Origin of the sequence: Algoriphagus sp. AGSA1, from assembly GCF_021390545.1 — a bacterium.
Classification (GTDB): domain Bacteria; phylum Bacteroidota; class Bacteroidia; order Cytophagales; family Cyclobacteriaceae; genus Algoriphagus.
Genome location: NZ_JAJUWR010000011.1, coordinates 144,406 through 167,164 on the forward strand (window position 1 = coordinate 144,406; position 22,759 = coordinate 167,164).

Consider the following 22,759-nt stretch of genomic DNA (forward strand, 5'->3'; position numbering starts at 1 on the left):
GCTAATTAAGTCCATTTCGACTTCGCTCAATGTGACAAATTATGAATTATGAGACAGCTTCTTTTTTATGCTTAATTAGGTTTGTTTAGAAACCTACAAACTCGGGAGGCTCTACTCCTTGCGCACGTAAGTAGGCAATGGCTGATCCTCTATGATGTGTACTGTGATCCATGAGTAAAGCCATGACCTGCCGTCTGGTGACGCTATTTCCGAAAACTTCGATTGTCTCAGCTCCGTCTGCATCTGAAAGTGCTTTCATCGTAGATGTGCCGTAATCGTAGCATTTAGCCACATAGTCTGCCAAGTCTGCCTTGGAAGCAGTGGCCAAATCGATGGTAAATCCCGGATCCCCTCCTTTTAGAAAACCTTGCGATATACCTACTATGGCATTGCCAATGTGATGAATCTGTTCTTTAAAGGACATGGCACCGGGATCAGTTTTATAATCCATCCCGGATTCTGGCATTTTATCCAAAACATCAAGTGTGAACTGTTTGCTGTTGACCCATTTGCCAAGGAACTCGTCTTTTGTGGTCTGGGCTGAAACAGCTGAAGCAGCCATCATAAAAATGGCAGCTAGGAAGAATTTCGGGATTATTAGTGTTAATTTTTTCATGTGAATAGGATTTGCTTGTTAGGTTAAATTTCACTTATTCCAAAACCAAATCAAACACTTTGGCTAATTTTAAACCATGAGAAAATATCTATGGATAGGCTTGTCGCTGCTGGGCACTTTAGGATGCGATAAGGCGTATCTACCCAAACCTCCGGGCTACAACCGTATTGATTTACCTGAACATTCGTTTCAGAAACTGACAGAGGGTTACCCATACCAGCTAGACTATTCCAGTTATTCCAGGGTGGAAGTGGATTCTTTTAATATCCAGGAGGATACCTGGGCGAATTTGAATTATCCGGAATTTGGTGCCAAGGTTCATTTGACCTATAAGCAAATAGATGGAAAAAGCATCAGCTTCAGGCAATTGTCAAATGACGCATTCAAACTCACATCACAGCATCAGGTAAAAGCTTATGGAATAGAGGAAGCAGTTTTCTTGACCCCGGAAGGATATACTGGAGTAGTGGCAGAACTTACAGGTGAAGTACCTACCCAGTTTCAGTTTTTCGTCACTGACTCTACGAAGAACTTCCTGAGAGGAGCCTTATATTTCAACACAGCCATGAAAAACGATTCGCTGGCTCCTGTAATAGAATTCATCAAGGAGGATATGGCCCACTTGATGAATTCGGTGAAATTTTTGGATTAACTTAATTTCTTCCAGGATCGGACAATGATAATCCCACCGGCCGTCGCAATGGCACCTGCGATAAATCCTGCCAATAAATTACCGTAGATAAAGAATCCTGTAGAGAATAAGGCAGCATATACCATGACAGAACCAACCATCATCAAGCCCAACTCTTTAGGAAGCTGGCCTATCACTTGCTTTTCTGCCGGATACCTATCCAGTACTTTTTTCCAGCCAAAGGAAGCCGGGGTTACTTTTCTGTAAAAGGAAAGTAATATTTCGTCCTTTTCAGGCGCAGTGATGAATGTGACGATCAGCCATCCTATAGTCGTGATGCTGACACTATAGACTAATTTAAGGTAAGCTTGATTTTCGGGGATCAATATCCAATTTACCTTTGGGTTGATCACTTCGAAAAAAATCGCTACGACAAACGAGATCGCCATAGCAGAGATCTCGGTGTATGCATTGATTCTCCACCAAAACCATCTTAGAATAAAAATCAAGCCTGTTCCCGCACCGATCTGCAATAAGATATTGAAGGCATCCAATGCACTGGAAAGCGCCAATGCCAAGACCGCAGAAAGGACCATCAGCACGACGGTAGAAATCCTACCCACTGCTACGAGCTCCTTATCTGAAGCTTCAGGTTTCATAAATCTCAGGTAGAAATCGTTAACAATGTATGAAGAGCCCCAGTTCAAATGCGTAGAAAGCGTGGACATCACTGCCGCAATCAAGGATGCAAGTACTAATCCTATCAAGCCTGTCGGCAAAAATGTAAGCATGGCCGGGTAGGCCAGATCATCCCCAAGTTTATCCACGGGCATGTCCGGGAATGCAGTTTGTAAGTCAGAAATATTCGGAAAAATAATCAGGGATGACAAAGCGATCAATATCCAAGGCCAAGGTCTCATCGCATAATGCGCGATGTTGAAAAACAGAGTGGCTCCAATAGCATTCTTCTCATCTTTGGCGGATAGCATTCGCTGGGCAATATACCCTCCCCCCCCAGGCTCAGCGCCGGGATACCAGGTCGCCCACCACTGAATGGCGATTGGCATCAGAAAAAGCGGTATATAGGCATTTGGATCGGAAAAGTCAGGGAGAAAATCAAGCTTACCAGACACATTTTGATGAGTCAAAAGATTACTCAAACTCCCAATCTCCGGAAGATCCAATATGAAATAGGCCGCGCCAAATGAACCGGCCATCGCAATGAAAAACTGAAAGAAGTCAGTCAGTAAAACTCCTTTTAAACCGCCTAAAGAGCTATAAACCACAGTGACAATAGAGGCAATCAGCAATGTTTGAACAGGACTGAGGCCTAGCATCACACCACCGATTTTGATGGCAGCGAGCGAAACTGTGGCCATAATCACTACATTAAAGAATACACCAAGGTAAAGTGCGCGGAACGCCCTTAAGAAGGCGGCTCCCTTGCCTGAGTATCTTAATTCATAGAATTCCAGATCAGTAGTCACCTCGGATCTTCTCCAGAGTTTGGCATAAACAAAAACTGTAAGCATTCCCGTCAATAGAAATGCCCACCAAGCCCAGTTGCCTGCCACGCCGTTTTTCCTGACTATGTCAGTGACCAAATTTGGCGTGTCCGCTGAGAAAGTCGTAGCCACCATAGAGACACCTAACAGCCACCAAGGCATGTTTCTCCCCGATAGAAAGAATTCTTTAGCAGAAGATCCTGCCTTCTTGGATGTATAGACTCCTATCAGAAGGGAAATAACAAAGAAAGAGGCAATAATAGCCCAATCAATGGAGGTTACATTCATAGCGGTTGGATTTATTCCGTTCTTTAATTTTTTTTAGAAATAACTTTCTACTTAAATGATAAATTTTGCTAATGTATTTATTTTCTTTGAAATGGGAAAAGACTTTATAGGAAGATCGCACGGAATTTTGGCAAGTCAGCTTATTTCCGAAATATAATGCGCTTTTCGTCACAAAAGATCAAACCTAGCCAAATCTGCAAGTTGGGGCCAGCGATTAAATCTTTACAACCTGACTATCCCAGCTCTTAGACAATTATTTTTGTGGAAGAATAAACTCGAATTGAAAGCGAAACTATAGCTTTGGCCTATGAATAAGCAAAAGATGGCTGAAATCCTTGCCAAATACACGTTTAATTCGTTTGAGACTTTTGAATACTCTCCTTTTGGATCAGGGCTGATTCACGGCACCTATCTGATTGAATCTGGATCTTCCAAATACGTCTTGCAGGAGTTTAACAATACAGTATTTCAGTTTCCTGAGCGCATTTCACATAATCAGCGCTTGGTCAAATCTCAAGGAAACGAAACGTTCCTGCCTTTTCAGCTTCCCTTGCCCCTGGTAAATTCAGAAAACAACCTGATCACATCTGTGAACGGACGCCTGTTTCGCCTATTTGATTTTGTCAATGGTCAGACCATACAGGAAATCACGGATTTAAATCAAGCATATATAGCTGCCGAAGCTTATGGAGCATTTGCAGAATGGGGGAAAAATGTAGAGACCTCCCAATTACAGGAATGTATTCCTGATTTTCACCGCTTGGATTTACGCTTTGCCAGGCTGCAGGAAGTGGCAAATGAAAAGCATCTACGCTCAGCAGAAGAAAGGGAAATTTTGGATTTTTATCTGGGCCAGAAAGACTTAATCAATGCATATAAAAGAAACCAATCCGTTCTCCCTCTTAGACTCACGCACAACGACACCAAAATCAACAACCTTATCTTCTCCCAAGATCTTTCAAAAGTGGAAGCACTGATAGACCTGGACACGCTGATGAGCGGCTATTTGATGTACGACTTCGGTGACCTGGTCAGGACTGTAGCCTGCTCCAGAGCCGAAACTAGCCAAAAATGGGAAAAAATACGTTTAGAAATCACGGTGTTCGAGCAACTTCTTCTAGGCTATTGGAAAGGCGTGAAAAACTTGGCAAGCAAAGAAGAGACCGAATCTCTTCTACTCGCCGGTGAAGTGATGACCTGTATCATGGGCTTGCGCTTTTTTACAGACCACCTTCAGGGAAATGTATATTACAAGGTAGCGTATCCGGAGCAGAATCTCCACCGAGCAAAAAACCAGATGCTTTTACTAAAAAGCCTTCAAGAGAAAAAACCTGAACTGGAACAAATATGGAAGTCGATAACTTTAACTTAAAAGCGATTCGGACAATTCCAGCCATTTTTATTGGCAATTGCACCGAGTGGGTTTAATTTGCCTTATCCCAAAAAACATTGTCCTTGTCCGGTTTTTTTGACACCAAGATAGAATTTCTCAAAGGAGTAGGGCCTCAGCGTGCCGCTCTGATCAATAAGGAGTTGAATATTTTCACCTTCGGGGAATTACTACAGCATTATCCGTTCCGCTACGAGGACAGGACAAAATTTTTTAAGATCAGGGAGCTTCATTCGGACATGGAATCGGTACAGGTGATTGCCAAAGTCCGAAAGGTAGAACTGGTGGGTATGGGCAATAAAAAACGACTGGTAGCTCATGTGGCCGATGAGACTGGGGAGATGGAAATGACCTGGTTCAAGGGAATTGCATGGGTTCAAAAGAATATCGTGGCGGGTGCGGCTTATGTTTTCTTGGGAAAACCTGCCCAGTTTGGCAGAAAATGGAGTATAGCGCATCCGGAAATGGAGCCTTTGACCACTGCCAACGAAAAAAGAAACAATTTTCAACCTATTTATTCCACCACTGAAAAGCTGAGAGCAAGGTTTTTGGATTCCAAAGGGATTTCCAAAATCATGGAACAACTGTTACTGGTGTGTTTCCCCCACATTCAAGAGACCATTTCCCATCAGATTTTGGAGCAATATCAACTGATTGGAAAAAAGGAAGCGATACGGCAGATTCATTTTCCCACAGAGCCTACTCTTCTGCAGCGGGCAAGAAAACGCTTGAAATTTGAGGAGTTTTTCTATTTACAGCTCCGTCTGCTCACGCTAAAAATGGCCAGAACAGAAAAGTTCCGTGGCCAGGTTTTGAACAATACCGAATTGTTGACGGAATTTTATACCAATCATATTCCCTTCGAACTCACCAATGCCCAGAAGCGGGTAATCCGAGAGGCGTATGTTGATTTGAAATCAGGCAAACAGATGAATCGTCTGATCCAAGGAGATGTGGGAAGTGGCAAAACCATGGTCGCTTTTATTTGCGCATTGATTGCGATCAGCTCGGGAGCACAGGCTTGTTTGATGGCCCCCACGGAGATTTTGGCGACTCAGCATTATGCAGGATTGAAGGAATTTGCGGACATGATGGGGCTGAAAATTGCTTTGCTGACAGGCTCTGCGAAAAAATCTGCACGTAGCGTGATTCATGAGGAACTTCTTTCCGGCGAACTCAAGATTCTGATCGGTACACATGCGCTTTTGGAAGATGTGGTTCAATTTCAAAACCTGGCCTTAGCAATAGTCGATGAACAACACCGCTTCGGTGTGGCACAGCGGGCGAAACTTTGGGCTAAGAATGAAGCCTTTATCCCTCATGTATTGGTCATGACGGCTACGCCTATTCCTAGAACCTTGGCAATGACACTTTACGGGGACCTGGATGTGTCCGTGATCGATGAGATGCCTGCGGGTCGAAAGCCGATTCAAACAGTCCACCGTTACGATAAAGACAGGCTAAAAGTGTTTGGCTTTATCAACGAGGAAATAAAAAAAGGCAGGCAGGTTTATATCGTCTATCCTCTGATCGAGGAATCCGAAAAGATGGATTTGAAAAATGTGATGGACGGCTACGAAAGTATCTCCCGTGCCTTTCCCAATTACCCAATCAGCATAGTAAATGGCAGTATGAAAGCCGATGCGAAGGAATATGAGATGCAGCGCTTCGTCAAGGGAGAGACGAAAATCATGGTAGCGACCACGGTGATCGAGGTGGGCGTGAACGTACCCAATGCTTCGGTGATGGTCATTGAGAACGCAGAGCGCTTTGGGTTGTCTCAGTTGCATCAGCTGCGGGGAAGGGTAGGAAGGGGGGCTGAACAGAGTTATTGCATCCTGATGAGCAAATATGAGCTTTCTAAAGACTCCCGTGTGAGGTTGGAAACCATGGTTCGTACAAACGATGGTTTCGAGATTGCGGATGTGGATTTGAGATTGCGCGGCCCCGGGGATCTGATGGGAACCCAACAAAGCGGGATCACCGATTTGCTGATTGCGGATCTAAGTAAGGATGCTGCGATATTGACTTTGGCCCGAGATGCCGCACAGCAGCTATTGGCCGTAGATCCTGAACTGACTTCGCCTGAAAATGCACCTGTGCTTCGGCAAGTAAAGCAGCAGAAGAAAAGTGCTGTGAATTGGAGTAGAATTTCTTGATAGTGTGAATTAACCTTTTTTACTATGCGTAAATTGATAACATGTCTTTTGATCTATCTTGTATCCGTATCTTATGGAATATGTCAACTCACGGAAGAATCAAATTATCCTGAGGGAATTTATAAAAGCAAGGAGGATTTTTTAAAGAAAAAACCGAGTAGCATTGCCAAAATATATCCTGAAGGGATTAACAGAGAAGAAATCAAGGAGGATAATCAGCTAATCAGAGATATATTCTTTTTCGATGTTACTACAGGCAAAAAGCTGAAAAAAGTATTTGCCGTATCCTATCAGGGTAACTTGTATTTTCAGTATGGAAGTATCGTGGCTGGGAAAAACAGAAATAAAAAAGACAAAGATCAAACGGTAAATATGCTTCTATCATCGGCATTTGCCCAAGTGTTATTATCTGGGGAACGTTATCTTTATACTGAGCTGGAAATTCAAAGTGGATGGGAGCAAGGGCTCTATTCGAACATGGGTTTGGTCGGTGCCGCCGCAATGTCCAATATGGGTAAGATTAAAGGAGTCGTGTGGGATTGTCGCAATAGCGAATTCAATATCTTCAGACACTGTAAGGATCTGAATGATTTTCTTACTTCCCATGCCGCTTCCTATTCGATAGCATGCACGGATAAAAAATATGATCTGGGACAGTTGCGGCTAACTATGTTGGAGCTTAAATAAGTCACGATTTCCCCGTTTATTTGAAATCGGCTCTACTTAGGGCATGCTGAAAAACATCAGTAATTGATCAAAAGCTATCGTTTTGAGTGATTGGCCGATTTTTCATGTGAGCTGTTTTTCAGCAAGCCATATTTAATTCACACTTGTAGGTTGTAACACGATTTTAAGATTTTTAAATTCTCCCATTGACCCATTTCCCACCCAAAGTCCAATCATTCCATTATCCCTTTCAGAGAGACTTGACACTACCAAACAAGGATCGGGTTGGTTGTTTACGTAAACACTGATCTTACCGCTGATTTTGGTGATCCTTAGATGAAACCAATCATTTGGATCCGGAGCAGGTTCAAGCGAGTTTTCGTATTTACCCGGGTATTTTTCCCGAAGCACATCCCAGGTATAATCAGGATTATAAGTATATTGGACAGCATGGGTTCTCCGTGCTTCGTTTTGAAAATTGAAAGGTCTAAAATAAAGTGTTTCATACTCATATTCACCTTGAATATTGAAAGCCAAGCCTACAAAACTTGCTCCCTGTTTATCTTCCCCTTTGACGTCAAGCTCAATACTTCCATCCTGAAAATCAAAGTCTTTTAGAACCATCATTCCGTCCCCTTCCCCAGCATTCAGTTCTATGCCGTTTGTCGTTGATTTTGATGGCTCTCTATTCTGGACATACCAGAGATTGTGATCGTGTAGGTTTGGTGTAAACTCTTGTGCAAATGCAACTTGAGCTAGTGTCACAAATACTAAAGGAACTATTGCTTTCTTCATCTTAAATTGTTTTTCAGTTGTTTATCGTATCAATCAAGTCATTATGAGCTGTCAGAACAGATCAATCAGCCTTTTCCAGTTTCAAGACATTTTTACCATCAAGAATAAATTCCATCCCAGATGGTGCACCTACTGGATTATAAAGGAATTGAATATCCAAATTCATTTCCCTGACGAAAAACAAGGATTCCGATTTGGGATAGGCAGTCCCATTGAACACATCGCTTGCCATAGTCAAAGAATAAGCATCACTGGTAATGACTAGTTCGATCCCGTTTTCTGTCAAATATTTTCCCTCAAATGCTTTTAAAGATGCTTTAGGAAGTATGGTCATGCGGTCGTCAAAACTAGGGTCAGGGGAAACCTTGATTTCGCTCAGATTGTCCAGTCTCATCATAGCCCCTGTGCCCCATGCCTGATTTGCGATACCTATTAACAACTCATTCTGTCCCTTTTTTAAGGGCAATTCAAAGGATGTGTTTTCGATAGAAATCCTTCCATCAGGCTTCTTAGCCATTAGTCTTCCTTGCAAGTTTTTGTCTAAGTAGAGCATTTGGCCATTCAGGAACACCCACATCTCAGTAAGGAATCCAAAATCAACTTGCTTGGTTTGTTCTTTTTCTGACTCAATTTTCAGTTTGAGCCAATTCAACCTTTTTTCTTCTATTTTACCAAATAGCCTTGTCAGGTTTACCAAGCCTCTTCTTTCCGTCGTTATTATCTTCCATTCAGTATCCGGTGAAGGAAGGTATTCATAGCTGAAATCTATTTTATCCGGTATTTGAATTCCTTCGCTCACAGCCCAGCTGCGGATATACCTGGGATCATTTGCTACAGGATCGATACCCGGTAAAGTAGAAAGACCACCTGTATTCTTTGGGTCAATCTTTACATTTGATATCTCTGCTTCTCCCTCAAAACCCAATAGCCCTGTCTCAAAATTTCCCTCCAGATGATCCACTTCTAAAGTTGGAGTTTCGCTGTTGATATAGATTTCCATTCTGGAACCTGAGACTACAAACTTAAAATGATTCTTTCCCTCCAGGCTAAAATTGGCATTTGATTGGTATTGAGGATAAATATTCCACATTAAAACACCATCTATGTAGGGGGCATACTGAATAGCATCCATGGCGGTGGAATCGCCGGCCCTAGCAGTTCTTAGGTAGAAATACTCATTTTCATCCCTATCTTTCATTCTGAAGAAAAAGGAGAGTGCCTTGGTGTCAAATGAATCAAACTCTATAGTCCCATTGCTAAACTCAAGGTTCTTGGCAACTACTTTTCCCGACGAAGGAGAAATAAGCATTTTTTGGGTACCATTCTCAGTTTTGAATTCGACTGTATTCCCGGTATAATCCCATGTATCGGAATCAAGTGGAATTGTTTGGCTCTGCAAACTGGAAAACAGCATAGTAAAAGTGCCGAATAAAATGAGTTTTTTCATTGTTGTTGGTTTAGGGTGCTAGAATATGGTTGCCAATTTAAGAGCACACTCATTGAACCAAGGATCAAAGGCTGTTCAAAAGCTGTTCAAGGTTTTTCACGAACTTTTTTACGTGGACAAAAAATCAAACAGTTATCTTTCTTTGTAGAAAACAGAGAATATCGAATGCTAAATAATCCATCCAGTTTAAAAAAATGCTTAGCACTGATTGAGGAAAATTTGGGCTGGGGTGACAGCCAGTATTGGAAAAATAATGATTTCGAATTATTGAGTGAGAAAATTTTTTCCAAAACGGGCGTAAATCTGAGCACAAGCACCCTAAGGAGACTTTGGGGGAAAGTCAAATATGAGAGTGAGCCTCAAATTACGACCCTAAACGCATTGGCTAAGTTTATTGGATTTGATAGCTTCAGGGATTTCGATGACTCGATTCACAAAGAAGTTGAAATGGAAATCCCTGAACCCGGAAAACCGCAAGATGTGCCGTTCCAAAAAAAGGGGATGTTGAAGTGGAGTTCAAATCAGATTTCCGCCTTATTGGTTGTTGCTGCTTTGATTACAGTGATCCTAGTCGGATGGAACTTTTTGGATGAGAAGCCTGAACAGACAGTGGATCCGGCAACATTTACGTTTAGCAGCCAGCCTGTCACTTCCGGGGTTCCCAATTCGGTAGTATTTGAGTTTGATGTTTCAAGTGCGCCTACAGATTCTCTTTTTATCCAGCAATCCTGGGACACAAGCAAGAGGTTTAAAATCGACAAAAATCAAAATCAAGCTACATCCGTCTATTACTATCCGGGCTATTTTAGGGCAAAACTGATTATGGGAGAAAAAGTGATGCAGGAACATGACCTTTTAATAGCCACAGATGGCTGGCTTTCACTTGTCGAAAACGATCCTGTCCCCATTTATTTCAAAAAGGAGGAAGTCATCAAAAATGGCAAACTAAGCCTTTCTGAAAGCGATCTTCTGAGCAAGAACATCAGTTTGCAACCGGAATTGCCAATTTCCCGGTTTTATTATGTGGAGGACTTTGGGAGCCTATCCAGTGATTCTTTTTCTTTGGAAACTCGTTTTCGCAATACCTATTCAGAAGGAAGTGGAACCTGTCAGTTTTCCCAGCTGGTAATTATTTGTCAGAATAGTGCCCTTATGATCCCGGTTTCAATTCCGGGATGCTCCTCTGAGATCGGTGTGTTTTTGGCTGGGGAAAGTATAGAGGGGAAAAAGGCCGACTTGTCAGGTTTTGGTGTGGATTCTTCAGAATGGGCTGAAATGCAGATTTCTGTAATGGATAAGGAAGTGAAAGTGCGCATGGCTGACACCCTTGTTTTACAAAAATCATTTACCGAAGATGCTGGAGATATAGTGGGAGTAGGCTATTTTTTTGAAGGTACGGGTGAAATTGATTTTTTAAGGCTTTTCGATAAAAATAAAAGTGTAATCCTTCAAGAAGAATTTTAGATTACGTCTTCTTTTGCTTAAACATCTCTCCAATTCTCCTAAAAATCTGCTTTTCCTTTTCCCAAAAGAAAGGGAATTGGAAAAGTATACCGAAAATTCAGACACTAGACTTTTATTTATATGACATTTTTTTCCTCGAAATGTTTTATATCATTGAGCTCTTTTTCTTTCCGCAGACTTTCTTCTTCAATATCATAATCGTCTTGAATGCCCAGCCAGAATTTAGGAGAGTTTCTAAAATATTTACTCAGGCGAAGTGCTGTATCAGCTGTGATTCTCCGGTTACCTTTTCTTATTTCAGACACCCTAGTTTGAGGAATGCCAAGGTCTTTGGACAGCCTATAAGCAGTAATGCCCAAAGGTTCTAGAAATTCAAGGTTTAGGATTTCGCCTGGATGTATGTTTGCTAACTTTTCCATGTTTTAGTGATAATCAACTATTTCTACCTCTTTTGAATTTCCGCTTTCCCACTTGAAGATTATACGCCATTGGATATTTATTCTAATGCTGTAATAGCCAGAAAGATTTCCAGAGAGCTTTTCTTCTAATCGATTTGAAGGAGGAACGAGTAAATCTCCAATGTTTTGTGAGTTATTCAGCATTCTTAATTTTCTACGACCGATTTGTTGAATATCAAGAGGAAGCTTTTTTACTCGAATTCCATCCCAGATTTTTTCAGTTTCTCTGGATCCAAAAGATAGAATCATGATACGTTTTTTACTAGCGTAATGAGTTAGTAAAAGTTTAAGGTATTATAAAATGGAATCACTTCTTTTTAGAAAACATCCTCCCAATCCTTCTGAAAAAATCCTTTTCCTTCTCCCAGAAGAAGTTAAACTGGCCGAAAATAAAGCCATAGATCAACAGAAAAATCTGGTACAGGGGAAGAACCAATAATAGGTAAAGTACCGTGTTGACAAAGCCGCCCTTTTCGACCCCGAAAAAATCCAGGATTGGGTTTTTGATAAAGAGAATAGTAAAACCCGTACAGGCAAAAACCAGCAAAACCAGGATGACCTGAAGCAGGCTGTTCAATTTCCACTTGGTTTGAAGGCGCTGAAGAAACCCTGACTTATCGTTTTTCACTGACATGTCCCAAAAGTAACAAGAATCAGTCTAAATAAAATAGCCGACACTAGGCCGGCTATCATTTTTACCAAGTAAATAGGTCTTGATTAAGGCTTTGCAATGCCTCTTTTTTGAATTTGGAATCCACCAATACGGAGACATTGTGGCGGCTACCGCCGAATGAAACCATCCTAACCGGATATTCTATCAGAGAATCGATCACAGCCTGTATGGCCCCTTTGCTTTCGGACACCATATTGCCCACGATGCAGATGATCGTCTGCTCACGATCCACTTCCACCGTACAGAACGACTCCAATTCCTGCATAATTTGCTCCAAATGGCTCAAATCGTCAATGGTGACAGAAACAGCAACTTCCGAAGTGGTGATCATGTCAATTGGAGTTTTATATTTTTCGAAGATTTCAAACACCTTTCTTAAGAAACCATATGCAAGCAACATGCGACTGGATTTGATTTTGATGGCTGTGATACCATCTTTTGCAGCGATTGCCTTTACTCCCATTGACTCTACTTTTGCTTTGATCAGTGTACCGTGGGCTTCTGGTTGCATGGTATTAAGCAGTTTCACGGGAACGTTGAACTGCTGAGCTGGCCAGATGGATGCGGGGTGGAGAATTTTGGCCCCGAAGTAGGCAAGCTCTGCCGCCTCGTCAAATGACATTTCTGCGATGGGACGGGTTTTGTCCACGATACGCGGATCATTGTTGTGCATACCGTCGATATCTGTCCAGATCTCACAGGCGGTAGCTTGGATGGCTGCCGCTACCAACGAAGCGGTATAATCACTTCCACCACGTTTTAAGTTATCTACTTCATTCAGATGGTTTTTACAAATAAACCCTTGAGTGATAAAAATAGTATCATCGGGATGCTGCGCTAGAATAGACTTCAATCTGTCTGAGATTTTCTGCAATTCCGGTTCGGCATTTTCATCAATACTCATGAAATCCAGTGCGGACAAGAACACCGCAGGGATCTCAAGTTCCTCCAAAAGCGTATGAAAAAGCTTGGTAGAAAGTAATTCTCCCTGGGCTAGAATATCACGGTTGATCGCTTCGTTGAAGGATATTTTCAGCAGGATATTCAGAAACTCAAAGTGTTCCTTGATGATTTCCTGAGACTTCTCTCTTGCAGTGTCGGTTTTGACCAACTCGGGATAAAAGGCATTGTAATGTGCATGAAGCTCATCAATTTTGGATTTCGCCAGGACTTTATCTGCCGATGCCAAAGCCTCGCCGATGCTTACCAGGGAATTGGTGGTGCCAGAAAGAGCAGAAAGAACTACGATTTTTGATTCATCACCACGGGTGATCAGGTCTTTTACCTGGTGCATGCGTTCTGGACGGCCCACAGATGTGCCTCCAAATTTCATGATTTTCATAGACTAATCAGTATAAGGTTAATAGGTTTTTGTGTTTAGAATCCAAGCATTTTCACTGCTGTGATGGCTGCTTCATCACCTTTGTTGCCATGTTTTCCTCCGGCACGATCCATCGCCTGCTGCTGGGTATTAGGAGTCAATACACCAAAGATCACAGGTTTATTGTATTTCAATGCTACGTTGGTGATGCCATGCGCTACGGCGTCACAGATAAAATCAAAGTGCTTAGTCTCTCCCTGAATGACACAGCCAAGACAGATCACTGCATCTATGCTTTCCTCCTGGGCTAGCCATTGTGCAGCAAGGGTCAGCTCAAATGACCCGGGTACATTTTTCCGAATGATATTTTCTTTTTTCGCCCCGTTTTCCAATAACGTCTGATAAGCACCTGAGTAAAGCGCTTCGGTCACGTCTTCATTCCATTCGGAGACAATGATGCCAAATATTTTTTCACTGATGTCTTGGATATTTTTGGAGGAGTGGGCACTGAGGCTTTTAAGGGAAGTTGCCATATGGGGAAGATTTTAATGTATAAAATTTAAGGACCGGGAGGTTAGAAACAAGAGCCAAGATCCAAGAATCAGGATTTTAGTAACAAGTATCAAGAGCCAAGAGTCTAGAAATAAGAAACAGGAATAACAGACTGATAAATTTAAGTTAAGCTGCTGTTCGTTTTGTTGGTGTTTAAATTCGCGTTAAACAAAAAAAGAGTAAGACCGTAGGGCCTTACTCTTCTTAGTATGCTATAGAAAAAAGCATTACTTAGAGGCAAGACCTTCTAAGCGGGCTTTATGTTTTCGTGCGGCAGCGAATTCGAAAGATTCGAAATATTTATCCTCTATCTGTCCATAAGCTGCGATGGCTTCAGCGGTTTTACCGGCTGCTTCGTATGCAATCGCCAGTTTGGTCAAATACTTAGGTGTGAAAAACTTATTTTCATCATATTCAGCTGCCTTTTTGTAGTTAGCAATGGCTTTGTCAGTATTTCCTAGCTCCATATTAGCATCACCGATAAGGGAATAAGCTTTAGCCTGCACCAGGAAATCATCAGCCGAGAATTTTTCCAATTCAGAGATCGCTTCTTCATACTTTCTCTCAGATAGATAAATAGAACCAATGTAGAAATGTGCAAGATTCGCGGCATCAGTTCTAGGATAGTTATCTACTATAGTGAGAAGACCCGCGTTGATACCATCACCATTCAAGGCCAGCTGAACACTGTCTTGCTCATAGAAATACACAGCCTGGAACATTTCCTTCTGTGCTTTTTCATTTTGGTTTTGGGTGTTGATCTGGAAAAACAAGATTCCACCGATCAAAACCACTGCTGCGATCAATACCCCAGCCAATACTTTACTATTCTGCTTCAAAAAAGCTTCACCCTTTCCTAATCTTGCCGCAATCTCGGAAGGATCTTCCAAAATATCATTGTGATGTTCCGGGTGTGCTTTTTTAGTTTGTTTCGTTGCCATGCTACTCAAATTTCAGCCGCAAATATACGGTTTTTATATTTTCCACAAAGTCCAATAAAAAAGCCATGAAAGCTTTCTGTCTCCATGGCTTTTAATGGGTTATGATTTATTCGATTATTCCATCACAAATGGATAGTCTTCCTGGATATATACATCCTTGAAAGCATCCTGACCGTCTGGCCAAGGGGATTCTTCAGCAAACTTCACCGCATCGGCCACTTTTTGCTTCACACCTTTTACGATCTCTTCTATTTCCTCTTCACTCAGGATATTGTTTTCCTTGATAGTGGCCAGCACCTGCTCCACCGGATCACGCTGCTTGTATTCCTCTACCTCCTCTTTGGTTCTGTATTTCTGAGGATCAGACATAGAGTGCCCCTTGTAACGGTAGGTTCTCATTTCAAGCAAAGTAGGCCCGTCGCCTCTTCTTGCACGGTCAGCAGCTTCGGCTACAGCTTCGTGCACTGCCTCCACATTCATCCCGTCCACAGCAAATGATGGCATGTCATAAGATTCTCCCAAAGTAGAAAGGTCTTCCACATTTGACGATCTTTTTACAGCAGTACCCATGGCATAGCCGTTGTTTTCGATGACAAAAATCACCGGAGTCTTATAAAGCATGGCCAGATTCAATGCTTCGTGGAAAGCCCCCTGACGAACAGCTCCGTCACCCATGTAGCAGATTGCAAGGTTTTTGGTGCCTTTATATTTTTCCGCAAAGCCCATTCCCAGCCCCATTGGTACCTGCGCACCGACGATCCCATGACCTCCCATGAAATTCTTCTCTTTATCAAAAATGTGCATAGAGCCACCTTTTCCTTTGGTAGTTCCAGTAGCTTTGCCAAAAAGCTCAGCCATGACAGCCCCTGGATCAGTGCCCAGCCCCAGTGGATGCGCATGACAACGGTAAGCCGTGATCCACTTGTCATCTTTAGTCAATGCCGAAATCGCCCCGGAAGCACAAGCTTCCTGGCCTATATATAAATGACAGAACCCTCTTATTTTCTGTTGCCCGTAAAGTTGCCCCGCTTTCTCTTCAAACCTCCTCATTAAGAGCATGCTCTCGTACCAGAAGGTATAAGTTTCCTTTGAATATTTTACTTTGGACTTAGTTGCTGCAGTTTTCTTTGCCATATCGTAATGATGAAAATATGCTAATTTTAGGTTTCAAATATAATCAACCCGTCCTAAATAACAGGCTCCCTACGAAATAATTACCCAATCTCATGTATCTGAAGTCTCTCGAACTCCTACAATTCAAAAATCATGAGAAGACCAGAATCCAATTTTCCCCGGAAATCAATTGCTTTGTGGGATTAAATGGAAGCGGTAAAACCAACATACTTGACGGGATTCATTACCTATCCCTGACCAAAAGCGCCGTGCAATCCAGTGACAGCCTGAATGTCCAGCACCAGAAAGATTTTTTTGCGATCAAAGGACAGTTTGAACTAGCCGAAAAAAAACAGCTGGAGGTGAGATGTACCGTAGAACTGGGCAGGAAGAAGCAAATCTACCAAAACGGAAAAGCACTGGCCAAAACATCAGAGCACGTAGGGCTCATTCCGCTGGTCTTGGTTGCTCCAGACGACACAGAGCTGATCAAGGGAGGAAGCGAGGGACGTAGAAAGTTTTTCGATGGCTTGATCTCCCAGCTGGATCATGCCTATCTGGATCAGCTGATCAGGTACCACCACTTTTTGAAACAGCGGAATGCCCTTCTCAAAAAGTTTGCGGAAACAGGGCGACGTGACCTGACACTGTTGGATAAGTACGACACTGAATTAATTGAGCTTAGTAAAGAGCTTGCAGTGAGAAGAAATGAACTCTTAAAAGATATGGCTACTCTGTTACAAAGCCATTATTCGGAGATTTCCCAAGGCCAGGAATTAGTAAGCGTACAGTATGAAACTGAAGCGCTTCGGGAGGATTTTGCCGAGTATTTTAAAAGTCTCCGAAAAAAAGACCTGATAACCAAAAACAGCAATGCGGGCATCCACAAGGATGATTTTGGCTTTATGATCGGGGAGCACCCTATCCGGAAGATCGGTAGCCAAGGGCAGCAGAAGTCGTATATCATTGCACTTAAGCTGTCTCAATTTCAGATATTTGAGAATGAGAAAGGTGAAAAGCCTGTATTGCTGCTGGACGATATCTTTGACAAACTGGACGATCTGCGCATTGCCCAGCTGATGAAGCTGATCTCCCAGCACACGTTTGGGCAGATTTTTTTGACAGATGCCAGACCGGAACGATCGAAGAAAATTCTAAGTGAACTGGGCTCCGAAGTGTTCTTTTTCCCAATCCATGACGGAACCGTTACCTCTGAGACATAAAAAAACGCATCTGCCCGATGGCAAATGCGCTCAATATCGGAAGATCAAAACTGATTACTTCGCTGCTTCTTCTTGAAGATGCTGCTTGTAAGCCGCTTTGATTACTTGTGCTCTCCTCTTCACAGAAGGCTTAGTGAAAGCTTGTCTCGCACGAAGTTCACGGACTGCACCAGTCTTGTCAAACTTCTTTTTGAAACGCTTTAGCGCTTTCTCGATTGATTCGTTCTCTTTTACGTTAACTATGATCATATCTATACACCCCCTTTCGTGGCTGCAAAGGTAGAAATAATATTGTAAAAACAACAGTTCTTCTAAAATAAACCTTCCAAACACTAGTTGTAAATTAGGGCTTAGCACCTATTTCCTATGCGCAAACTGAACTGTTTTCTCCAGAGGATCTCCCTTCACTACTAACAAAGGACAGCACTTGTCCCCCTCCAATAACATTTGCACCTATTTTTAGCATACGGGCAATAACCCAAGTAGCACTGGAAAAATAAAAAGCTGAAGCTATCACACTCGGGATCTTCATCCAAGGAGGGATTTATTCAGTGAATGAAATTAACAAGTTCCGGTCTTTTTTAAATGATCACATCAGCTATAAAGACTAATGAAGTGACCAACCGGCTTTGCTTCGTCAAAAATGAACCTGATAAAACGGTACTACCTAGGCATGTACTCCATCCAATCCACCTCTAGCTCAAACGGAAATGCGGGCTTCTCCATGGAATTTGGGTTACCCTCCACAGCCCAATCCTGCGTATGCCAGAAGTTCATCCTATACTTTGAGGCATGCTGGGGGATACCCAACCTTGAACCCTGATAGTCCCACAGCACTACCGTATCGGCTGTCTCAGGATGAAGCATCCACCACCTTAACCTATCGCGTCCCCAATCAAACCCATAGGTATAAAACCGGGAAGAAGCATCGTAATTCTTGATAGCAGGGATAGTTTCAGGCAGATTCTGCAATCCCTCTAAAGCCGTGGGCGTTCCGTCGTAGTTTATTTTGCTCACCGTCTCCAGGATTTTACCTTCTGCAAGATTGATTATCCTTCCTATGCGCTGCAGTTTGCCGTGCTCGCCCGTCCAAGTACCTACGTAGATGATTCTGGGATCAGCGACCAGCCACTCAAAGTCAATCTCGCTCAAACCTTCTTTGTCATCCTCATGATAGGTAAAACACCCTACTACAGCCCCTACATCCGGTTGGCGATCCCGAACAGCAGGTATTTTCAGACGGGTGGAGTAGGAACCAAAATGCGTGAATTTCTTAGAGATGATCTCTGGCCCTTTTCCGGGTCCGGCTTCTTCCTCAGGATTTAGCTTGAAAGACAGAATATTAGTCCCGGGTTCCGTGGGGGATTGCATCCCCATTTTATATTTGAAGTCTGCTGCAGTTCCTGTAGATCCATAGCGGAAGTGCCTGGATTTGGCTTTTTTGAAATCCTCGTGAAAGGATTTGTGCCGCTTTTGGGTATCGCTCTCTACTATACTGGCCAGGACAAAGAAAGGAAGGAAGAACAGGAATTTCATCGGCTGAAGATAGTATAAAGTGTTGACTATAACATGTTATGGTACGCATGTGAGCTTGGGGGACAAAATACTCAAACTAATTTTTTACCCCCCCATTGGAATTAACCGTTTATAAAATCATCTCGGATGAAATTTGTAATTTCAATATGATCTTTATAGTTTCAACTAAGCTAGCTTTTTATGAATATCTTTTAATTTAAACAAATTAATCATGAAAAAAATGATGATTTTAACCCTTGCCGTACTAGGTATGGTATTGGGTAGTTTTGCGGTGGTGCAGCCGGCAATGGCGAATATGAATGATCCATGCACACATTTTGAAGATGAATATGGATGTGATGTAGCAGACTGTGGTGATTGTATCGCTTGGGCCTGTGATAATGAAGAACAATGTGCAGATGGTGATTGTCACACGATGACCGTTTGCACCTAATTAATTTACCAAAATGAAACAGTACTGTTTATTTGGAGCATTCTTTTTTGCTTTATGGTCATGTCGATCAGCTGCGGAAAAGGATGCTCTTCCCACTTTATTAGACCTTGTCATTGTAGACTCATCTTTAGTTAAAGAAGAGCATTTTTTTATGAACGTACCTGCCAAGGTAGAATTAATCGGGGATAGCCTGTTAGCCGTATCCTCCAATCGAACCCCCGCTGTAGGAATTATCCGTAAAAATGGCGAACAAGTGGGAAATATTGCTTCTGGGGATTTTCCCATAGGTGCTTTTATGCCTACATCCTATAACATCTCAGATTACCCCATTGTCTATATCATTGATAGAAGAAGCCAGTCTGTGCTGGTATTCAATGTAGTCAGCCAAGAGTTTATCGAGAAAATAAGGCTAGATCTACCAGAGGACAAAATCATCCGAACAATAGGAGCAGAATTCAAAAAAACGAAAGAAGGCTTTTTGGTAGAGCTTTACGACCAAAAGTACGATGCCTATCTGCCAGACTTTTATCGAAATTCAGGTGATCTTTTATACTTTTTTGATAGCAACGGAAAATTTCAAAAATCTATAAAGGAATATCCAGAGGAATATAAAGCCATGGACGGGTCATTAAGTCCGACTAACTACTTAAAAATGAGTGATAATAATCAAACCATTCTACTTTCTTTTCCACACAGCAAGAAACTACACCGCTACACGAACAAGGGTGAAGAGCTAGAACAACTAGATCTACCGCCTAGTAGGGTATTTGATTATCAGCTGAAGGCTGCAGATAGAATAATTGATTTCAAGGCGATTATGGCCGGAGAAAAACAAAGTGCAAAAACTCCTGACAACCATTATTTCAACTCTCTTTATGAGGATGAGAAGTCTATATATATTGAAACTTGGATGAAAATCGGTGAGGGAGGAATCGAAAAGACACGATTTGCTCACCTGATGGTGTATAATAAGGAAGAAGAAAAATGGTATGAAACCCAAAATCCGAAAGGAATACTTGATATCGGAATGCTAGCCGGAGTTGCCAATGACACCTTATACTTCTACGAGGGCAGCATGATGAAGTACGATGATAAATACATCAAGCGGGCCATCCTGAAACCTATTGAAGAATAAGGGGCATTCCGAAATATCAACTTACAGAATAAACCTCGTCACAAGCTTTTCCAAAGTGCGGAACTTTGGAAAAGTTAATCTTCGTAAGACTAAAGCATAAAAGGTCTCCCATTCGCACAGGAGACCTTTTTATATATTGAAATGAATTGCTTATGCGACTACTTTCTCAGCCAGCACCACGATCACATTGTTTTTGACCTCCACTACTCCGCCATCCACGATCATGGACTGCTTTCCCTCCGGAGTGGTAAAGGAAACCGTTCCCTTTGCCAAGGCCGAAACGAGAGGAGCGTGATTGTTCAGCACCTGAAATCGAGCCTGCCTTCCGGAAAGGTTATGGCCTTTAAAAACCAAATTATAAACACATGAAATGATCCGTTGGCACCAGGGAAACTGGCCTCGGATACTTCACCCTGAAATACTTTTTTGTCCGGTGTGACGATTTCCGGAAGACCCAAGATCAACCTAAGCAGTATCAAGCAATAATTCTCAAACCAACTATTTACCCCCCCCATCGAAATTAACCGTTTATAAAATTACCCGGAATGAAATTTGTAATTTCAATATGGTCTTTATAGTTTCAACTAAGCTAGCTTTTTATAAATATCTTTTAATTTAAACAAATTAATCATGAAAAAAATGATGATTTTAACCCTTGCCGTACTAGGTATGGTAGGCTTTTCACAAACGGTAACTGCAGAGAAATGCGAGTTAATAGGAGAGGATCAATATGATTGCGCAACATATTTATGTCCTAGCGGCTGTGTTATTGTAGCGTGTCCTGATGAAGATGCAGACTTAGAATGTTAATGTCATAAACTAAATGAAACTACTTTGTTTTTTGTATTTATTACTAACTCTTTGGTCTTGTGGTGAGAAGACTGATTATGATCAATTACCTCAAGCCTTAGAGTTAGTATTAATTGATTCCGTGGAAATCATACAGAGTAATGGATTCCTAACAAAGCCCTCAGACGCAACACTAATTAATGACACTTTAATTGGCGTTGAAAGTTTTCATAGTAGGGGCGTTTGGGTTTTTGACATCAGGAGTGGAAAAGAGGTCTCTTCTATAACGAATGGTCAGGAAAAGGGAATTAATTTGCTTCCTACAAAAGTACACTGGTTCGAATATCCAATGGTATATGTATTTGAGGGCACATCAAAAAAGATTCATCAATTCAACCTTTCCAAAGAACTTGAAGTTGGCCAAAAACATGTGAATACCATTTCCTTAGCACCACCAAATGACATCAGATTCAAACCCTTAATGCTAGGCTTATTTTCTAAGGATCAGGATCATTTTTTCATCGAGCACTCAACTAATCAGACTACATTTACATCAAACAAGTTTTATAATCTAACCGACAAATTGATTGGCAAGTACGACCTAAAAGGGAATTTCATTGAAAACAGTATATCATTCCCACATGAGCTCAGAGAAATGAATAAGTTTATTGCCCCGGGGAAGATTTTTACTTCAGGTTTTACTCACCATCAAGAAATGATGATTTCTTTTCCATTCACTGAATCGATTTCAATCTTTCAGACCGATAACTTGACTAAAACATTAGAAAATATTTCTTTTCCAAAAAGTAGACATTTCATATATGATATCCCATTTTTAGAATTCGAAGTAGAAAACATTCCAGGCACTTTAGTACACCATCCAGAGCCACACTATTTTAGTGACTTTAAAGTATATGAAGATGGATTTGTCTTACAATCATTTATGAAAGATCAAAAAAGTCCACAAGCAACAAACAACATGTCACATATTTTGAAATATAATAATATTGAAAAAACTTGGTCTGAAACGATCAATTCTTTCAAGTTTTTGGATTTTGGCCATATAGCAGGTATAAAAAATGACACTTTGTATATAGTGGATGCGGCTTTAGTTAGCAAAGATAATAAATACATCAAACGTGCCATCCTGAAGCCTATTGAAGAATAAGAAGTATTCCGAAATATCAACTTACAGATAACCCTAGTCACCAGCTTTTCCAAAGTTCCGAACTTTGGAAAAGCTAATCTTCGTAAGACTAAAGCATAAAAGGTCTCCCATTCGCACAGGAGACCTTTTTATATATTGAAATGAATTGCTTATGCGACTACTTTCTCAGCCAGCACCACGATCACATTGTCTTTGACTTCCACTACGCCGCCATCCACGATCATGGACTGCTTTCCCTCCGGAGTGGTAAAGGAAACCGTTCCCTTTGCCAAGGCCGAAACGAGAGGAGCGTGATTGTTCAGCACCTGAAATGATCCGTTGGCACCAGGGAAACTGGCCTCGGATACTTCACCCTGAAATACTTTTTTGTCCGGTGTGACGATTTCTAAATGCATCTGATTCGGAATATAAAAAAGCAAGCGACTAAGAATGTCCTAAGCCGCTGCTCTGGTGTCT

General features: G+C 41.8%; 24 protein-coding genes and 1 pseudogene. 10 read left to right on the forward strand and 15 right to left on the reverse strand.

Features of this window, described 5'->3' with window-relative positions; translation table 11 throughout:
- Positions 1 to 85: 85 nt before the first annotated feature.
- Complete coding sequence (locus LZF95_RS10650) at positions 86 to 616, reverse strand: DinB family protein (protein ID WP_233754975.1); 531 nt, start codon at positions 614 to 616, stop codon at positions 86 to 88.
- A gap of 76 nt (positions 617 to 692) precedes the next feature.
- Between LZF95_RS10650 and LZF95_RS10655 the strand changes: the two genes are divergently transcribed.
- Positions 693 to 1,268: a gliding motility lipoprotein GldD gene (locus LZF95_RS10655; protein ID WP_233754976.1), complete on the forward strand. Its 576-nt coding sequence runs from the start codon at positions 693 to 695 to the stop codon at positions 1,266 to 1,268.
- On the opposite strand, the gene LZF95_RS10660 is transcribed toward LZF95_RS10655, so the two are convergent.
- The gene (locus LZF95_RS10660) at positions 1,265 to 3,040 is read right to left on the reverse strand and encodes a sodium:solute symporter family protein (RefSeq protein ID WP_233754977.1); all 1,776 of its coding nucleotides are present in this window, start codon (positions 3,038 to 3,040) and stop codon (positions 1,265 to 1,267) included. The two genes, LZF95_RS10655 and LZF95_RS10660, sit on opposite strands and share 4 nt — an antisense overlap.
- Before the next feature lie 307 nt (positions 3,041 to 3,347).
- Between LZF95_RS10660 and LZF95_RS10665 the strand changes: the two genes are divergently transcribed.
- The 3 genes from LZF95_RS10665 to LZF95_RS10675 all read left to right on the forward strand — a co-directional run bounded on the left by LZF95_RS10665 (position 3,348) and on the right by LZF95_RS10675 (position 7,276).
- Complete coding sequence (locus tag LZF95_RS10665; RefSeq protein ID WP_233754978.1) at positions 3,348 to 4,412, forward strand: phosphotransferase enzyme family protein; 1,065 nt, start codon at positions 3,348 to 3,350, stop codon at positions 4,410 to 4,412.
- Positions 4,413 to 4,495: 83 nt separating this feature from the next.
- Positions 4,496 to 6,589 (forward strand): ATP-dependent DNA helicase RecG, encoded by a 2,094-nt coding sequence (gene recG, locus LZF95_RS10670; protein ID WP_233754979.1) that lies wholly within the window; start codon positions 4,496 to 4,498, stop codon positions 6,587 to 6,589.
- Between the two features lie 24 nt (positions 6,590 to 6,613).
- Complete coding sequence (locus LZF95_RS10675) at positions 6,614 to 7,276, forward strand: hypothetical protein (RefSeq protein ID WP_233754980.1); 663 nt, start codon at positions 6,614 to 6,616, stop codon at positions 7,274 to 7,276.
- A gap of 132 nt (positions 7,277 to 7,408) precedes the next feature.
- On the opposite strand, the gene LZF95_RS10680 is transcribed toward LZF95_RS10675, so the two are convergent.
- Together LZF95_RS10680 and LZF95_RS10685 are read right to left on the reverse strand one after the other, a co-directional pair.
- A complete protein-coding gene (locus LZF95_RS10680; protein ID WP_233754981.1) occupies positions 7,409 to 8,050 on the reverse strand; it encodes a family 16 glycoside hydrolase in 642 nt (213 codons plus the stop codon).
- Positions 8,051 to 8,111: 61 nt separating this feature from the next.
- Entirely contained in the window at positions 8,112 to 9,497 is a 1,386-nt protein-coding gene (locus LZF95_RS10685; protein ID WP_233754982.1) for a hypothetical protein, read from the reverse strand.
- A 165-nt stretch (positions 9,498 to 9,662) separates the two neighbouring features.
- Between LZF95_RS10685 and LZF95_RS10690 the strand changes: the two genes are divergently transcribed.
- Positions 9,663 to 10,961: a hypothetical protein gene (locus LZF95_RS10690; RefSeq protein ID WP_233754983.1), complete on the forward strand. Its 1,299-nt coding sequence runs from the start codon at positions 9,663 to 9,665 to the stop codon at positions 10,959 to 10,961.
- 116 nt (positions 10,962 to 11,077) lie between these two features.
- Here the strand turns inward: LZF95_RS10690 and LZF95_RS10695 are convergent, their stop codons facing one another.
- The 7 genes from LZF95_RS10695 to pdhA all read right to left on the reverse strand — a co-directional run bounded on the left by LZF95_RS10695 (position 11,078) and on the right by pdhA (position 16,040).
- Entirely contained in the window at positions 11,078 to 11,380 is a 303-nt protein-coding gene (locus LZF95_RS10695) for a HigA family addiction module antitoxin (protein WP_233754984.1), read from the reverse strand.
- Between the two features lie 3 nt (positions 11,381 to 11,383).
- The gene (locus LZF95_RS10700) at positions 11,384 to 11,668 is read right to left on the reverse strand and encodes a type II toxin-antitoxin system RelE/ParE family toxin (RefSeq protein ID WP_233754985.1); all 285 of its coding nucleotides are present in this window, start codon (positions 11,666 to 11,668) and stop codon (positions 11,384 to 11,386) included.
- Positions 11,669 to 11,726: 58 nt separating this feature from the next.
- Positions 11,727 to 12,053 carry a DUF6787 family protein gene (locus LZF95_RS10705; protein WP_233754986.1) on the reverse strand — a complete coding sequence of 109 codons (327 nt, stop codon included), beginning with the start codon at positions 12,051 to 12,053 and terminating at the stop codon, positions 11,727 to 11,729.
- 61 nt (positions 12,054 to 12,114) lie between these two features.
- Positions 12,115 to 13,434 (reverse strand): aspartate kinase, encoded by a 1,320-nt coding sequence (locus LZF95_RS10710; protein WP_233754987.1) that lies wholly within the window; start codon positions 13,432 to 13,434, stop codon positions 12,115 to 12,117.
- Between the two features lie 35 nt (positions 13,435 to 13,469).
- A complete protein-coding gene (gene ribH / locus LZF95_RS10715) occupies positions 13,470 to 13,946 on the reverse strand; it encodes a 6,7-dimethyl-8-ribityllumazine synthase (protein ID WP_233754988.1) in 477 nt (158 codons plus the stop codon).
- A 246-nt stretch (positions 13,947 to 14,192) separates the two neighbouring features.
- Entirely contained in the window at positions 14,193 to 14,906 is a 714-nt protein-coding gene (locus tag LZF95_RS10720) for a tetratricopeptide repeat protein (protein WP_233754989.1), read from the reverse strand.
- Positions 14,907 to 15,020: 114 nt separating this feature from the next.
- Complete coding sequence (gene pdhA / locus LZF95_RS10725) at positions 15,021 to 16,040, reverse strand: pyruvate dehydrogenase (acetyl-transferring) E1 component subunit alpha (protein ID WP_233754990.1); 1,020 nt, start codon at positions 16,038 to 16,040, stop codon at positions 15,021 to 15,023.
- Between the two features lie 92 nt (positions 16,041 to 16,132).
- Here pdhA and LZF95_RS10730 point away from each other — a divergent pair, with 92 nt between their 5' ends.
- Complete coding sequence (locus LZF95_RS10730) at positions 16,133 to 17,242, forward strand: DNA replication/repair protein RecF (protein WP_233754991.1); 1,110 nt, start codon at positions 16,133 to 16,135, stop codon at positions 17,240 to 17,242.
- A 54-nt stretch (positions 17,243 to 17,296) separates the two neighbouring features.
- Here LZF95_RS10730 and rpsU read toward each other — a convergent pair whose 3' ends face one another.
- Positions 17,297 to 17,491 (reverse strand): 30S ribosomal protein S21, encoded by a 195-nt coding sequence (gene rpsU / locus LZF95_RS10735; protein WP_233754992.1) that lies wholly within the window; start codon positions 17,489 to 17,491, stop codon positions 17,297 to 17,299.
- Between the two features lie 414 nt (positions 17,492 to 17,905).
- On the reverse strand, positions 17,906 to 18,778 hold the full coding sequence (locus tag LZF95_RS10740) for a glycoside hydrolase family 16 protein (RefSeq protein ID WP_233754993.1): 873 nt from the start codon (positions 18,776 to 18,778) through the stop codon (positions 17,906 to 17,908).
- A 211-nt stretch (positions 18,779 to 18,989) separates the two neighbouring features.
- Between LZF95_RS10740 and LZF95_RS10745 the strand changes: the two genes are divergently transcribed.
- On the forward strand, positions 18,990 to 19,211 hold the full coding sequence (locus LZF95_RS10745; protein WP_233754994.1) for a hypothetical protein: 222 nt from the start codon (positions 18,990 to 18,992) through the stop codon (positions 19,209 to 19,211).
- 151 nt (positions 19,212 to 19,362) lie between these two features.
- Positions 19,363 to 20,346: a hypothetical protein gene (locus LZF95_RS10750; protein ID WP_233754995.1), complete on the forward strand. Its 984-nt coding sequence runs from the start codon at positions 19,363 to 19,365 to the stop codon at positions 20,344 to 20,346.
- Between the two features lie 150 nt (positions 20,347 to 20,496).
- On the opposite strand, the pseudogene LZF95_RS10755 reads toward LZF95_RS10750, so the two are convergent.
- A pseudogene (locus tag LZF95_RS10755) lies at positions 20,497 to 20,804 on the reverse strand (F0F1 ATP synthase subunit epsilon).
- 172 nt (positions 20,805 to 20,976) lie between these two features.
- On the opposite strand from LZF95_RS10755, the gene LZF95_RS10760 reads away from it, so the two are divergent.
- Together LZF95_RS10760 and LZF95_RS10765 are read left to right on the forward strand one after the other, a co-directional pair.
- Positions 20,977 to 21,156, forward strand: a complete 180-nt coding sequence (locus tag LZF95_RS10760) for a hypothetical protein (protein WP_233754996.1) — start codon at positions 20,977 to 20,979, stop codon at positions 21,154 to 21,156.
- 13 nt (positions 21,157 to 21,169) lie between these two features.
- Positions 21,170 to 22,303 (forward strand): hypothetical protein, encoded by a 1,134-nt coding sequence (locus tag LZF95_RS10765; protein ID WP_233754997.1) that lies wholly within the window; start codon positions 21,170 to 21,172, stop codon positions 22,301 to 22,303.
- A gap of 149 nt (positions 22,304 to 22,452) precedes the next feature.
- On the opposite strand, the gene atpC is transcribed toward LZF95_RS10765, so the two are convergent.
- Positions 22,453 to 22,698: an ATP synthase F1 subunit epsilon gene (gene atpC, locus LZF95_RS10770; RefSeq protein WP_233754998.1), complete on the reverse strand. Its 246-nt coding sequence runs from the start codon at positions 22,696 to 22,698 to the stop codon at positions 22,453 to 22,455.
- Positions 22,699 to 22,759 lie beyond the last annotated feature (61 nt).